12 protein-coding genes and 1 pseudogene are annotated in these 15,062 nt (G+C 43.7%); 8 read left to right on the top strand and 5 right to left on the bottom strand.

The genetic code is table 11. The annotated features are described in order from the left end of the window. Positions 1-16: 16 nt before the first annotated feature. The 5 genes from hisC to gyrA all read right to left on the bottom strand — a co-directional run bounded on the left by hisC (position 17) and on the right by gyrA (position 7,202). A complete protein-coding gene (gene hisC, locus BLW34_RS10990) occupies positions 17-1,135 on the bottom strand; it encodes a histidinol-phosphate transaminase (RefSeq protein ID WP_090579436.1) in 1,119 nt (372 codons plus the stop codon). Positions 1,136-1,206: 71 nt separating this feature from the next. After that, positions 1,207-2,277 carry a prephenate dehydratase gene (gene pheA / locus BLW34_RS10985; protein ID WP_090579433.1) on the bottom strand — a complete coding sequence of 357 codons (1,071 nt, stop codon included), beginning with the start codon at positions 2,275-2,277 and terminating at the stop codon, positions 1,207-1,209. Positions 2,278-2,289: 12 nt separating this feature from the next. Next, entirely contained in the window at positions 2,290-3,498 is a 1,209-nt protein-coding gene (locus BLW34_RS10980; RefSeq protein ID WP_090579431.1) for a phosphoglycerate dehydrogenase, read from the bottom strand. Then, positions 3,491-4,594, bottom strand: coding sequence for a 3-phosphoserine/phosphohydroxythreonine transaminase (gene serC, locus BLW34_RS10975; protein ID WP_090579428.1), 1,104 nt, complete (start codon positions 4,592-4,594; stop codon positions 3,491-3,493). The genes BLW34_RS10980 and serC overlap by 8 nt, the downstream gene beginning before the upstream one ends. Positions 4,595-4,655: 61 nt before the next feature. Further along, positions 4,656-7,202: a DNA gyrase subunit A gene (gene gyrA / locus BLW34_RS10970; protein WP_090579426.1), complete on the bottom strand. Its 2,547-nt coding sequence runs from the start codon at positions 7,200-7,202 to the stop codon at positions 4,656-4,658. 435 nt (positions 7,203-7,637) lie between these two features. On the opposite strand from gyrA, the gene BLW34_RS10965 reads away from it, so the two are divergent. The 8 genes and pseudogenes from BLW34_RS10965 to BLW34_RS10930 form a co-directional block, all read left to right on the top strand. Beyond that, positions 7,638-8,843 carry an aspartate aminotransferase family protein gene (locus BLW34_RS10965; protein WP_090579423.1) on the top strand — a complete coding sequence of 402 codons (1,206 nt, stop codon included), beginning with the start codon at positions 7,638-7,640 and terminating at the stop codon, positions 8,841-8,843. A 12-nt stretch (positions 8,844-8,855) separates the two neighbouring features. After that, positions 8,856-9,779: an ornithine carbamoyltransferase gene (gene argF, locus BLW34_RS10960; RefSeq protein WP_090579420.1), complete on the top strand. Its 924-nt coding sequence runs from the start codon at positions 8,856-8,858 to the stop codon at positions 9,777-9,779. Positions 9,780-9,821: 42 nt separating this feature from the next. Further along, positions 9,822-11,036, top strand: a complete 1,215-nt coding sequence (locus tag BLW34_RS10955) for an argininosuccinate synthase (protein ID WP_090579417.1) — start codon at positions 9,822-9,824, stop codon at positions 11,034-11,036. Between the two features lie 67 nt (positions 11,037-11,103). Further along, positions 11,104-11,576, top strand: a pseudogene (locus BLW34_RS10950) (YajQ family cyclic di-GMP-binding protein). A 236-nt stretch (positions 11,577-11,812) separates the two neighbouring features. Continuing rightward, positions 11,813-12,190, top strand: coding sequence for a 30S ribosomal protein S12 (gene rpsL, locus BLW34_RS10945; protein WP_090543729.1), 378 nt, complete (start codon positions 11,813-11,815; stop codon positions 12,188-12,190). Positions 12,191-12,271: 81 nt separating this feature from the next. Next, complete coding sequence (rpsG, locus tag BLW34_RS10940) at positions 12,272-12,742, top strand: 30S ribosomal protein S7 (RefSeq protein ID WP_090543727.1); 471 nt, start codon at positions 12,272-12,274, stop codon at positions 12,740-12,742. A gap of 117 nt (positions 12,743-12,859) precedes the next feature. Beyond that, entirely contained in the window at positions 12,860-14,953 is a 2,094-nt protein-coding gene (gene fusA / locus BLW34_RS10935) for an elongation factor G (protein WP_090579411.1), read from the top strand. Between the two features lie 24 nt (positions 14,954-14,977). Then, the coding region (locus BLW34_RS10930) for a GTP-binding protein (RefSeq protein WP_090579408.1) at positions 14,978-15,062 on the top strand (85 nt) is incomplete at its 3' end.

The raw sequence follows: 15,062 nt of genomic DNA, 5'->3' as shown, positions 1-15,062 counted from the left end.
GCCAAGATATTGATGTTCAGGAAGATGTTCTCAATACTTGTTCCAATGCCTCCAGGAATTTTTGGTTTTCAGATTCCAGTCCGATGGTAACCCTTAAATGATGGGGCATTTCATAAACACCCAGTGGACGTACGATAACGCCTTGCTGAAGCAGGTTCTGGTAGGTTTGCATTGTATTGGTGATATCGCCTCTGACGCGGAAGCTGATGAAATTTCCGTAAGAAGGAATATATTCCACACCCAATTGACGAAGACCATTGGTTATTTGCAGCATTCCTGCTCGATTGATCGTATAGGAGCGCTTGACAAATTCGATATCCTGTAACGCAGCATGCGCACCTACCAATGCAATACTATTGACATTGAACGGCTGCCGGATGCGATTCATTAAATCAGCTAAATCAGGATGAGTCAGCGCAAATCCGACACGAATACCTGCAAGGCCGTATGCTTTTGAAAAGGTGCGTGTAATTAACAGATTGGGAAATTTTCTCAGCCAAGAAATACTATTGGCTTTATTAGCTTCAGGCAGATATTCATCGTAGGCTTCATCCAGAATAACCAAAACGTCCGGCGAAACCCGCTCAAGAAAACGTAATAGATCATCGGCATCGCAGAGTGTCCCAGTGGGATTATTGGGATTGGCGATAAATATGATGCGCGTTTCCGGTGTGATGGCATTAAGCATGGCAACCAGATCATGACCATAAAGCCTGGCAGGTACGGAGATACCGTGTGCACCTAATGCCTGCGCCAGCAGGGGGTAAATAGCGAAAGCGTGCTGCGAATAAACAGCCGAAGCGCCCGGTTTCAGGAATATACAGGCAGCGAGTTCCAGTACATCATTTGAACCATTTCCCAACACAATCTGATCAACGTTTACGCCATAGTGCTTCGATAATGCATTTTTTAGTTCAAAGCCACTTCCATCAGGGTAACGAGCAATTTCTTGAAGCGCGCTGGTCATTGCTTCCATAGCCAATGGGCTTGTTCCAAGTGGATTCTCATTGGATGCAAGCTTGATAACACCGTATTTCTCCAGACCAAGCTCCCGCACCAGCTCTGAAATGGGTTTGCCTGGCTGATAAGGCTGTATAGCGCGGATATATTCTGGTGCAAGTTCACAAAGTTTCATAAAGTCAGGATGCTAAAACTTAAAAAATAAAACTGAAATAAAGAAATTACTAAGGTCAGCAACGGAGCATATTACTGTGCAGCGGGATATGAGCCCAGTATTTTAAGAAAAGTTGCTTTGTTACGGATTTCTTCAAGTGCTTTTGCAACATTCTCATTTTCTAGATGGCCTTCAATATCGATAAAAAATACATATTCCCAAAGCTCTTTACGGGAAGGACGGGATTCTAGCCGGCTCATACCAACTTGGTAGCGGGCAAAGGGGGCCAATAGTTCATAAATGGAACCAGGCCGATTACTTGTCGACATGATGATTGAGGTTTTATCTCTGCCAGAGGAAGAAACTTGCTGTGTTCCGATAACTAGAAATCGGGTGGTATTGTTCGGATCATCTTCAATATTCTTGGCGCAGATAGTGAGCCCAAATACGTCAGCAGCTTTTTTCCCTGCAATGGCTGCGGCATTCTTGTCTGCTGCCGCTAATCGAGCTGCGTCGGCATTGCTTGCTGTATCGATGCGTGATATATCCTGCAAATTAGGTAAATGCTTGTTCAACCATCCGAGACATTGCGCAAACGATTGAGGATGAGAGTAAATTTTCTGAATAGTTGTTAGATCCGTCTGTTGTGCCATCAAATGCTGATGGACAGGTAATTCGATTTCGCCGCATACGGTTAATGAAGTTTGTAACAACAAATCCATGGTTCTGCCGACGGCACCTTCTGTGGAGTTTTCAACAGGTACGACACCATAACTGACAGTGCCCGACTCTACCTTACGAAAGACATCATCAATAGATTGGCAGGCTAGAGTTGCCACCGTGCTGCCAAAGCGTTTGGTTACAGCTTCTTCAGAAAAAGTTCCCTGAGGACCAAGATAAGCAACGGTTAATGGTTCTTCCATTGCTCGGCAGGCCGATATGATTTCTGTAAACAATTGTATGATACGCTCGTTGGTGAGTGGCCCTGGATTTAATTGTTGCAGACGTGTTAATACCTGAGATTCACGCTCAGGACGGTAGGTTACACCATTCTTCTGGAGACCAATTTGTTGTGCTAACTCAGCACGTGTGTTGATGAGTTTGAGTAATTCGTTATCAATCGAATCGATTTTATCTCGCAGCTGTTTGAGCTGTTCAGTCATGGGAAATAAATATTAATCTGAAGTTTCTGTCGGAATGGGCAAATAGCGTACCAGTAGAACGCCCGTGATTTTGGAAAGGTCACCAATCACATATTCTGGTACTGGACTATCTATATCTACCAGGGTGTAGGCCATTTCACCACGCGATTTGTTGGTCATATTGTGTATATTCAGCCCAGCTTTTGCCATACATGTTGATATTTGACCCAAAAGATTGGGAACATTGGCGTTGGCTACTGCAATCCGATAGTGTGACCCTCGTTCCATAACAATATTCGGAAAATTGACTGTATTGATGATATTGCCGTGTTGCAAATAATTCATCATTTGATCAACGACCATTATCGCGCAGTTTTCTTCTGCTTCCTGAGTGGATGCTCCCAGGTGAGGCAGGGCAATTACTGATTCATGATGCTGTAATTTTTGACTTGGGAAATCACATACATAATATTTAATTTTACCATTCTTGATTCCAGTGAGAACTGCATCTTCGTCAACGATGGTATCTCTGGAGAAATTAAGGAGTATCGTATTTCGCTTCAAAAATTGTATCACTTCATCATTGATGAGATGATAAGTAGAATCCATCAGAGGGACGTGCAAGGAAATAAAATCACTGTGGCGTAACAGATCTTCGATGCTCTGAGCTTTTTGTACCTCTGAAGACAGGCTCCAAGCAGAGTCGACAGTAATTTTAGGATCATATCCTAATACTTTCATCCCAAGCTTAATGGCAGCATCGGCCACGAGCCTTCCAATTTTACCTAAGCCAATAATGCCGAGCGTCCGTTTGGGCAATTCCATCCCCAAGAATTTCTTTTTGTGATCTTCTACTTGCTTGTGCAGGGCCTGATCGTCGCCGTGCAAGCTTTCAACAAAGCGAAATGCAGGAATCAGATTACGTGATGCTATTAACATGCCTGCCAATACCAGTTCTTTGACGGCATTCGCATTGGCGCCAGGTGTATTAAATACTGGAACGCCACGTAGACTCATTTCGTTAATCGGGATATTATTTGTGCCAGCACCTGCGCGCCCGATTGCAATGACGCTTCCGGGTATGTTCATATCCAGCATATTGTGCGATCGTACCAAAATAGCATCTGGATTAGATAATTCACTGCTGACATAGTAATGATCAGAAGGAAATCGCTTCAATCCAATTGACGAAATATTATTAAGTGTGAGGATATTAAAAATTCTTTGAGTATGGTCAGGCATAGATCTTCTCAAACTCTTTCATGAAAGAAACCAAGGCTACAACGCCTTCATAGGGCATAGCATTATAGATGGAGGCTCGCATTCCGCCCACAGAACGATGACCTTTTAACTGGAGTAACCCACGTGCTTTTGCTTGCTTTAGAAATTCACTATCTAGCGCCGAATTTTTCAGTGTAAACGGAATATTCATGCGTGACCGATCAGGTCGGGCAACCGGACATTGATAGAAATCGCTGGAATCGATTAAATCATAAAGCAGCTTAGATTTGGAGATATTGATCGTTTCCATTGCCGCCAGTCCACCTTTTTGTTTTAGCCAGTCTAGCACAAGACCCATGATGTAAATTGCGTAGGTGGGCGGTGTGTTATACATGGAGTCGTAATCCGCATGGATTTTGTAATTGTACATGGTCGGCGTACCCGTTATCGGCTTGCCCAGTAAATCCTCGCGTACAATAACGAGTACAAGCCCTGCCGGACCAATATTTTTTTGTGCACCTGCATAAATAAGTCCGAATGGTGTGACATCCAGTGGGCGAGACAAAATGTTGGAAGACATGTCGGCTACCAGTGGAATGTCAGCTTTTCCACCTTTCACTTGAGTGATATCGGGAACCCAGTTAAATTCCACGCCGCCAATGGTCTCGTTGGTTGTGTAATGAATATACGCGGTATCAGGGGCGACTCTCCATTTATCGAGTGCAGGAGCGTAGGTGAAATGAGCGTCTTCTGATGAAGCAGCGATATTAACCGTACAATAATTTTTCGCTTCATCGATAGCTTTTTGTGACCATTGACCTGTATTGATGTAATCGGCTCTCTTTTTTTCATGCAGAAGGTTCATCGGCACCATGGCAAATTGGCTTGCGGCGCCGCCCTGGAGAAAGAGTATTTTATAGTGATCAGGAATATTTGCTAATTCGCGTAAATCACTTTCGGTTTTGGCGGCAATGGACATGAATTCTTCACCGCGATGGCTCATTTCCATGACTGACATGCCGCTGCCATGCCAATCCAGCATTTCGTCACGAGCTTGCTGGAGAACCTCTTTTGGCAGTACAGCCGGACCTGCGCTGAAATTATAAACTATGTTCATAAGAAAATTCCTGACTTATTTCAATTGAATCTTGCTGTATTCCAGTTGTAAAAGATTGATTTTAAGTTTCATCCGTTTCAATCACTCGTTCCAGTCCAGCAAGTTTTTCACCCTGATCTAGGTTAATCAGAGTAACCCCCTGAGTGGCGCGGCCCATTTCACGAATTTCATTGACACGGGTTCGGATCAATACACCACCTGTTGTGATCAGCATGATCTCATCATCTGGTTTGACAAGTTGTGCTGCTACCACTTTGCCATTACGTATACTAGTATTGATTGCAATCATGCCCTGTGTGCCACGGCTATGGCGAGTATATTCACTGATCGACGTGCGTTTGCCGTATCCATTTTCGGTGGCTGTCAAAACAGTGAGTTCCTCGTTTTCGGCGACGAGCAGTGAAATAACTTTTTGGCCAGCACCGAGTTTCATACCGCGTACGCCGCGTGCGATGCGGCCCATCGGTCGGACATCATTTTCATCGAAGCGCATGGCTTTACCGTTATCAGAAAACAGCATGACATCATGCTTTCCTTCTGTGAGTGCAACGCCTACTAGATAATCACCTTCATCAAGACCAATTGCAATGATTCCATTATTGCGCGGCCGTGAGAATTCGGATAGCGGTGTTTTTTTAACAGTACCGAAAGCAGTCGCCATAAAAATATAACGATTGTTGTCGAATGTTTTTACGGGTAATACCGCATTGATTTTTTCATCTTTTTCCAGTTGCACTAGATTGTTCATGGGCTTCCCTCGTGAAGAGCGGCTACCTTGAGGTACATTATAAACCTTGATCCAATATACGCGTCCTAGACTGGAAAAACATAGAATGTAATCGTGCGTATTGGCAATGAACATATTGTCAATGAAATCGTCTTCTTTTGTAGTGATGGCCAGTTTCCCACGTCCACCACGTTTTTGAGCGCGATACTCATCCATCAGCTGAGACTTGATATAACCTGCATGCGATAATGTAATGACTACATCGGCCGGAGTGATCAAATCTTCTGTATTTAAATCTTGGGTATTAATAACGATTTCACTGCGACGCTTATCGCCAAATTGCTGCTTTATAGCGTTGAGTTCTTCAGCAATAATGGTAGTAATCCGCTCCGGATTACCGAGAATTTCAAGGAGGTCAATAATTTTATCGATGATTTCTCTATATTCGTCAATAATTTTATCCTGTTCCAGCCCGGTAAGTCGCTGAAGGCGAAGATCCAGAATCGCCTGAGCTTGTGTATCGGATAGGCGGTATCCTTGATCAAATAAACCAAATTCAGTGGTTAACCCATCTGGGCGAAAAGCTTTTGCATCAATAGCCGCGCGCGTCAGCATTTCTTCTACCAGTTGGGAGTGCCAAGTTCTGGACATGAGTGCTCTTTTAGCATCGGCAGGGGTAGGCGCGGCTTTGATTAGAGCGATGATTTCATCCACATTGGATAGTGCTACAGCTAAACCTTCGAGCAAGTGTCCGCGTTCACGTGCTTTCTTCAATTCAAAGGCAGTACGGCGTGTTACTACCTCACGCCGATGACGCAGAAATGCTTCCAGCATTTGTTTTAGGTTGAGTAGGCGAGGCTGACCATCTATCAGGGCTACCATGTTCATCCCGAAGGTATCTTGCATCTGCGTTTCTTTGTACAGATTGTTTAGGACTACTTCAGGAATCTCGCCGCGCTTTAGCTCAATAACTACACGCATACCCGATTTATCTGATTCGTCTCGCAAATCAGAAATACCTTCGATCCGCTTATCACGTACCAGTTCACCAATACGTATCAGTAAATTGGCTTTATTAACCTGATAGGGTAACTCATCTATGATGATGCTTTGGCGATTACCTTTATCGATGTCCTCAAAATGCGTGCGTGCCCGCATGATTACCCGACCTCGCCCAGTATGATAGCCATCTCGTATGCCCGCTGTACCATAGATAATACCAGCTGTAGGGAAATCAGGCGCTTGGATATGCTCAATTAACTCATCTATACTGACTTCTGGGCTGTAAAGCAACACAAGACTGGCATCGATTACTTCATTAAGGTTGTGAGGTGGAATATTGGTTGCCATACCCACTGCAATTCCGGAAGAACCATTGATGAGCAAGTTAGGGATCTTAGCTGGAAAGATGAGTGGTTCTTGCTCTGAGCCATCATAGTTAGGTCCAAAATCAACAGTATTTTTGTCGAGATCGACGAGTAATTCATGCGCGATGCGCGACATTCTAATTTCGGTATAACGCATGGCTGCGGCATTATCACCATCAACCGAGCCAAAATTACCTTGTCCATCCACCAGCATGTAGCGTAATGAGAAATTCTGAGCCATTCGGACAATCGTGTCATATACGGCGGTATCGCCATGTGGATGATATTTACCAATGACATCGCCAACGATACGCGCTGATTTTTTATAGGGACGATTCCAGTCATTTGAGAGTTCATACATGGCATACAGTACACGCCGGTGTACTGGTTTTAGGCCGTCCCGCACATCGGGTAGCGCACGCCCAACAATCACGCTCATTGCATAGTCCAGATAGGAGCGCCGCATCTCCTCTTCAAGACTGATAGCTAAGGTTTCCTTTGCGAATTGATTCATTTTGTTAGATTTTATCGAGTTCGGAATTCAGCTCGTTATATTCATTTTATTTGAATTGAGCTGAAAAGTTTGATATGGCTATTTCTTGATGAGACCGCTAGAGCATTAATTTTATATTCTAACATGCCATTTCTGTTTATTTCATCGTAAGACCTAGTCTCTTAAAAGCGCTGAGGGACTAAGGAGATTTTGATGACAGAATATATCAATTTATGCTTTCGAGCAGATAAGATGCTTTAATCCAATCATAAAATAGCTTTGTGTTTAAAAAAATAACACAAAACAAAAAAGGTCTTGAAAAAGCTTACTAAATAAGTAAATATAGATAAGTAAATATAGATTTAATATAAGATATGGGTTACGGCGGCAAATGCCGCCGTATTGTTTTCTATTTCTTCAAACTTAAAATGCGAGTGTAGCACTGTGTCAAACTTGATGAGTACTTATTTGCGGCTTCCGGTAACCTTTGTCAGAGGAGAAGGGGTCTGGTTATGGGATGATCGCGGTGATTGTTATCTTGATGCTCTCTCCGGAATTGCCGTATGTGGCCTTGGGCACAGTCATCCTGAACTGACCAAAGCGCTGTGTGAACAGGCGGGTATGCTAATACATACTTCAAATCTCTATCATATCGAAAAACAAGAGATGCTGGCAGGGAGATTGGCTGCTTTGTCTGGAATGGACAGAGTATTTTTTTGTAATTCGGGCGCAGAAGCAAATGAAGCTGCTATCAAGCTGGCAAGATTACATGGTCACAATAAAGGGATCGAATTGCCTACGATCATAGTGATGGAGCGATCTTTCCATGGCCGTACTATGGCGACTTTGACTGCAACGGGTAATCGTAAAGCCCAGGCTGGCTTTGAGCCATTGCTCGCAGGTTTCGTGCGTGTTCCATACGATGACCTCAATGCGGTTGCTCAAATTGCTGATAACAATAAGCATGTCGTAGCGGTGCTGGTAGAAACTTACCAGGGTGAAGGAGGGGTCAATTTTCCACAAATCAATTATCTGCAAGGTTTGCGTCAATTGTGTGATCAGAATAATTGGCTGCTGATGCTTGATGAGGTGCAGTGTGGTATTGGTCGCACAGGAGAATGGTTTGCGTTCCAGCATAGCGGTATCATGCCAGATGTGATGACATTGGCAAAAGGTCTGGGTTCTGGTGTAGCTATTGGAGCCTGTATTGCAAAAGGTGAGGCGGGAGGTGTGTTTAAACCTGGTAATCACGCATCGACTTTTGGGGGTAATCCACTTGCTTGTACAGCAGCGCTGACTACCTTGAATGTGATTGAAAAAGACTGCTTGATGCAGAACGCGGTTAAGGTGGGTAGTTTGATACGAGATAGATTTAAGGAAAAACTTGCTCAATGGCTTGATGTGATACAAATTCGGGGTCAAGGGCTTATGTTGGGTGTCGAACTCCCTGTTCCTTGCGGTGAATTGGTTAAGGAGGCGCTAAAACATCGGCTATTGATTAATGTAACTTCAGAGAGGGTGGTGCGATTGTTACCTGCTCTGGTAATGAATCAAGCGGAAGCTGAAGAAGTTGTGGATACTGCTTCAGAAATTATTGAGAGATTCTTGGTAAGTCAACCTGAGAGTGTAATTGCACGTGACAGACCTGGATTGTCTAATTAAATCAGTGATTTTATGCAAATAAAGCATTTTCTGAGGATTAACGATTTAACCCTCAAAGAGCTTGAACATTTATTCGAGCGGGCGCGTTGGATTAAAAATGAGTTTAAGCAATATCGACGATATTGGCCATTGGTGGACCGGACTTTGGCGATGATTTTTGATAAGAATTCTACGCGTACGCGATTATCATTTGAGGCGGGAATGTATCAGTTGGGTGGTAACGCTGTCTATCTTTCAACCCGGGATACGCAATTAGGTCGAGGTGAGCCTGTAGAAGATGCAGCGCATGTGATTTCGCGAATGGTGGATATCGTCATAATTCGCACTTACGAGCACAGTATAATCGAACGTTTCGCGGAAAGTTCGCGTGTGCCTGTTATCAATGGATTAACTGATGAATATCACCCTTGTCAAATTTTAGGTGATATTTTTACTTATATAGAGCACCGAGGAAGTATTGCCGGTAAGACAGTGGCATGGATCGGTGATTCCAATAACGTGTGTAATACGTGGCTGCAGGCGGCTGAAATATTTGATTTTAATGTGCATGTTTCAACGCCCCCGGGCTATGAAGTCGAACCGGAGCGTGCGGGGTTATACAGTACCGACCATTATGAGGAATTTGCTTGTCCGCATGATGCTGTGAGAAATGCTGACCTTGTAACAACTGACGTATGGACAAGCATGGGCTTTGAGGCTGAGGAGGAGGCCCGAAGAAATGCCTTTGCTGATTTCTGTGTTGATGAAGAAATGATGTCCTATGCGAAGAAGGATGCTTTGTTCATGCACTGTTTGCCAGCTCATCGTGGTGAAGAGGTGGCTGCCCAGGTATTGGATGGTCCGCAGTCAGTGGTCTGGGAGGAGGCGGAAAATCGATTGCACACTCAAAAAGCGTTAATGGAATATTTGTTGTTGGGCAAAGTGGAAATTAAGTAACCGGATATTTCAATAAATCTGTTTGGATTCTGTTTTATTACCATGAAAAAAATTAAAAAGGTGGTTCTTGCTTTTTCCGGTGGATTAGACACTTCGGTTATATTGAAGTGGCTGCAAGATGTTTACCGGTGTGAAGTTGTTACTTTTACTGCCGATATTGGTCAGGGAGAAGAAATTGAGCCTGCACGTATAAAAGCTCGTAGTCTTGGCGTTAAAGAAATTTTTATAGAAGATTTGCGTGAAGAGTTTGTTCGAGAATATGTATTTCCAATGTTTCGTGCAAATACTATCTATGAAGGCGAATATTTGCTCGGAACCAGTATTGCAAGACCACTAATTGCAAAGAGACAAATTGAAATTGCTCAGGAAACAGGGGCGGATGCTGTTTCTCACGGTGCAACTGGTAAGGGAAATGATCAGGTTCGCTTTGAGCTGGGTTATTATGCATTGAAGCCTAATATTTATGTGATCGCTCCATGGCGTGAATGGGATCTTACTTCTCGGGAGAAGCTCTTGGGGTATGCAGAAAGGCATGGAATTCCGGTTGAGATGAAGCAGCAAAGTGGATCTCCTTACAGCATGGATGCAAATTTATTGCACATCTCCTATGAAGGGCGCTTATTGGAAGATCCGGCAAGAGAGCCCGAAGAATCGATGTGGCGATGGACAGTATCGCCAGAGAAGGCGCCAGATGAGCCAGAGTATCTTGATTTAGAATTTGAGCATGGTGATATCGTTGCGTTGAATCAAGAAAGGTTATCACCTGCGGAAATTCTTGCGAGGCTGAATCAATTGGGTGGTAAGCATGGCATTGGACGTCTGGATTTGGTTGAGAACAGATATGTCGGAATGAAGTCACGTGGATGCTATGAAACACCGGGGGGCACAATTATGTTGCGCGCTCATCGTGCCATTGAGTCTATTACATTAGATCGGGAGGTGGCTCATTTGAAAGATGAGCTAATGCCGCGTTATGCGACTCTTATTTATAGTGGGTATTGGTGGAGTCCCGAGCGAAGAATGTTACAAGCCATGATTGATGAATCACAATTAAATGTCAACGGTTGGGTGCGGGTAAAGCTCTATAAAGGTAATGTAGTGATAGTTGGTCGTGATTCTAAAACTGATTCGCTATTTGATCCCGATATAGCAACTTTTGAAGATGATCGCGGTGCTTATAATCAAGCGGATGCAGCAGGATTTATCAGATTGAATGCGCTAAGACTGCGAATTGCAGCGAAAGTGAGAAAGAGATGAGTTGAAAAAAATGATTTAAGATGAATTATGGTCGCATGAACAGAAATTATCGTCCCATCCTTTTGATATTGTGTCGGAAGTAGATAAGCAAGAAATCAAAAAAATGCGGCTGATCAGGTGAATAAGGAGGTGGGTAACCATTTTGATTTCAAGGGGTTGGGTGCTTCGTTGGGGTAATCTGGGCTTGAGCTTAATGTGTCTGCTGACAATGAGTTTAAGTTAAACCGGATATTGGATTTTAGTAGGTAAATTTACGGGCCGTGGAGTTGATGCAAGATGTTTAGATAGGCGGCAAATTGAAAAAAGTAAGTGGGGGTAAAGTCAGGCAAAAAATGGTTGTGAAAACGGGTATCGAAGTTGAGCTGGCAAAAGAAATCATCAGATTGATAAAAAACCAGAAGTTCAGAGCGCAGGCTAGTATGCAAGGCGATATAGTGCTGGTTTCGAGTGTGAAAAAAAGATATTTTGCGGGCTGCTATGCAGCCAATTAAAAAAACAATAATAGAATTTCCGCTGCAATTTCCTAATTGTCGCAAATAGAATAAGTAATATGGCAAATTTTATCCTCCCTTCTTGACATGGATAGATAAAACCCATAAAATCCGCAGTCTTTTTAGCCGCATCTTTTGTTTGTATTAGCAAAAGAGATAAATCGGTAGGTAGCTTTAGAAAAAGCTAGCTCGGATAAAAAACAAAGATTAAAGCGATGCATCTAATTAATATTCAAAATCGAGATGAAAAATAAAGAAATAGGTTTAATTGAGAAATAAAATATTATGCCAACCATAAGTCAATTAGTAAGAAAGCCGCGAACAGCTAAGCGTGTAAAAAGCAAAGTGCCAGCACTAGAGAGTTGTCCGCAAAAGAGAGGGGTCTGTACGCGAGTTTATACAACAACTCCTAAGAAGCCTAACTCTGCTCTGCGTAAAGTTGCGCGGGTTAGATTGACAAATGGATATGAAGTCACAAGCTATATCGGCGGTGAGGGTCATAATTTGCAAGAGCACTCGGTCGTATTGATTCGAGGGGGGCGTGTTAAGGATTTACCGGGGGTGCGTTACCATACCGTCCGTGGAAGCTTGGATACTGCGGGGGTGAAAGACCGTAAGAATGCCCGGTCGAAATATGGTTCTAAGAAACCTAAAGCATCATAAAGAGATTTTCAGTGTTATATGTTTTTGAACATACCGAATATAAAGTAGCTAAAGATAACTAGGATAGTTTGGGGTTAGTAAATGCCAAGACGCAGAGAAGTACCAAAACGTGAGATTTTGCCAGATCCGAAATACCATAATGTTGAGGTTTCTAAGTTTGTCAATGTTTTGATGACGGGGGGGAAGAAATCAGTGGCAGAGCGCATTATCTATGGTGCTATGCAGCAAATCGAGAAAAAAACTGGAAAAGATCCGGTCGAGGTATTTACGCAGGCGATGGCAAATATTCGGCCCGTGGTCGAGGTTAAGAGTCGACGAGTTGGAGGGGCTAATTACCAAGTTCCCGTCGAGGTAAGATCGGTGCGTCGTAGTGCGTTAGCAATGCGATGGTTGCGGGATGCTGCGCGTAAACGTAGCGAGAAATCTATGGATATACGTCTTGCCGGTGAGCTAATAGAAGCCTCCGAGGGTCGTGGTGGCGCGGTTAAAAAGCGTGAAGAGGTGCATCGCATGGCGGAGTCAAATAAAGCATTTTCTCACTATCGATTTTAATGGGATTCTATAAAACTTTTTGCTCTCGCAAGTAGTGGGGGAATGAGTGGGTGGCGAAGGGTTTTATGAATCAGATGATTTGGTTCAAAATAAAAGTTTAAATTTAAGGTAATAATTGTGTCTAGAAAAACGCCCATTGAGCGCTACCGCAACATAGGAATTATGGCGCATATTGATGCGGGGAAAACAACAACATCGGAGCGTGTTTTGTTTTATACCGGAGTTTCCCATAAACTGGGGGAGGTTCATGATGGTGCAGCTACGATGGATTGGATGGAGCAAGAGCAAGAGCGTGGAATAACAATCACCTCGGCTGCAACAACGTGCTTTTGGAAGGGGATGGCAGGTAACTATCCGGAGCACCGGATAAATATAATCGACACACCTGGTCACGTAGACTTTACTATTGAGGTGGAAAGATCCCTTAGGGTGTTGGATGGTGCGTGTACAGTGTTTTGTGCTGTGGGTGGAGTGCAACCTCAAACTGAAACAGTTTGGCGGCAGGCTAATAAATATAAAGTGCCGCGACTTGCTTTTGTGAATAAAATGGATCGCTCGGGTGCAAATTTCATGCGTGTGTTAGAGCAGATAAAGACGCGGTTGAAAGCTCATCCGGTGCCAATTCAATTGCCAATTGGCGCAGAAGATAGATTTGAGGGTGTCGTCGATTTAGTTAAAATGAAAGCGATTTATTGGGAGGAAGCTTCTCAGGGTATGAAGTTTGAGGAGCGAGATATTCCGGAAAATTTAATGAATGAGGCGAGGCTCTGGCAAGAGAAAATGATAGAGTCGGCGGCAGAGGCCTCGGAAGAGTTAATGAATAAATACCTTGAGCAGGGGGCGCTATCAGTATCTGACATAAAGCAGGGCTTGAGGGCGCGGACTTTGGGTAACGAGATTGTTCCAATGCTATGTGGCTCGGCCTTCAAAAATAAGGGAGTGCAGGCCATGCTTGATGCGGTCGTCGATTATTTGCCATCTCCGTCAGATATACCTGCTATTCAAGGAACTAAGGAAAATGGGGAAAAGGATGAGCGCCATGCGAGCGACGATGAGCCATTTTCAAGTTTGGCATTTAAGATTGCTACCGATCCATATGTTGGGCAGTTAATTTTCTTCCGGGTATATTCCGGGGTAGTTACATCAGGGGACACTGTTTATAACTCCGTAAAAGGTCGCAAGGAGCGAATAGGTAGGTTATTGCAAATGCACGCAAACCAGAGGGAAGAAATAAAAGAGGTGCGTGCGGGTGACATTGCTGCTGCTGTTGGACTGAAAGAGGTTGTGACGGGAGATACGTTGTGTAGCATGGAGCATGTGATAACATTGGAGCGTATGGATTTTCCAGAGCCAGTTATTCATGTCGCCGTAGAGCCGAAAACTAAGAATGACCAAGAAAAGATGGGGATTGCCTTAAATCGCTTGGCGCAAGAAGATCCGTCATTTCGAGTGCGTACTGATGAAGAGTCCGGTCAAACCATCATATCTGGGATGGGTGAGTTGCACCTCGAGATAATTGTAGATCGAATGAGGAGGGAGTTTAGTGTTGAAGCAAATGTCGGTGCGCCTCAAGTAGCTTATCGCGAAGCAATCAAGAAAAAAGTAGAGATTGAGGGTAAATTTATCAAGCAAAGTGGTGGGCGTGGTCAGTATGGTCATGTTTGGCTAAGAATGGAGCCTAATGAGGCCGGTAAAGGGTTCGAATTTATTGATGAAATTAAAGGTGGTGTGGTTCCTCGTGAATACATACCTGCAGTAGAGAAGGGATTGCGGGATACTTTGGGGGCAGGAGTTTTGGCTGGCTATCCAGTGGTAGATGTTAAAATTGCACTGTTTGATGGTTCTTACCATGATGTTGATTCAAATGAGAACGCGTTTAAAATGGCCGCTTCAATTGCATTTAAAGACGGTATGCGTAAAGCCAGTCCAGTATTGTTGGAGCCAATGATGTCTGTAGAGGTGGAGACACCAGCAGAGTTTATGGGGAATGTGGTTGGCGATTTGTCGTCACGTCGGGGTATGATTCAAGGTATGGATGATACGCTGGGTTTTAAAATTATACGAGCAGAAGTTCCGTTAGCAGAAATGTTTGGTTACTCTACTGTTTTACGTTCCGCTACACAAGGTAGAGCGACCTATACCATGGAATTTAAACATTATTCAGAAGCACCAAAAAGTGTAGCTGAAGCAGTTATCAATAAAAGTAAGTAAAAAAATTGGCGATAAGGATATAGCATGGCGAAGAGTAAATTTGAGCGATTGAAGCCGCATATAAACGTTGGCACGATAGGTCATGTTGATCATGGGAAGACGACATTGA

It is taken from the genome of Nitrosomonas sp. Nm58, from assembly GCF_900107335.1.
In the GTDB taxonomy this organism is placed as follows: Bacteria; Pseudomonadota; Gammaproteobacteria; order Burkholderiales; family Nitrosomonadaceae; genus Nitrosomonas.
The sequence above is the reverse complement of the archived record's forward strand: the minus strand, read 5'-3'. Positions and strand labels throughout refer to the sequence as shown.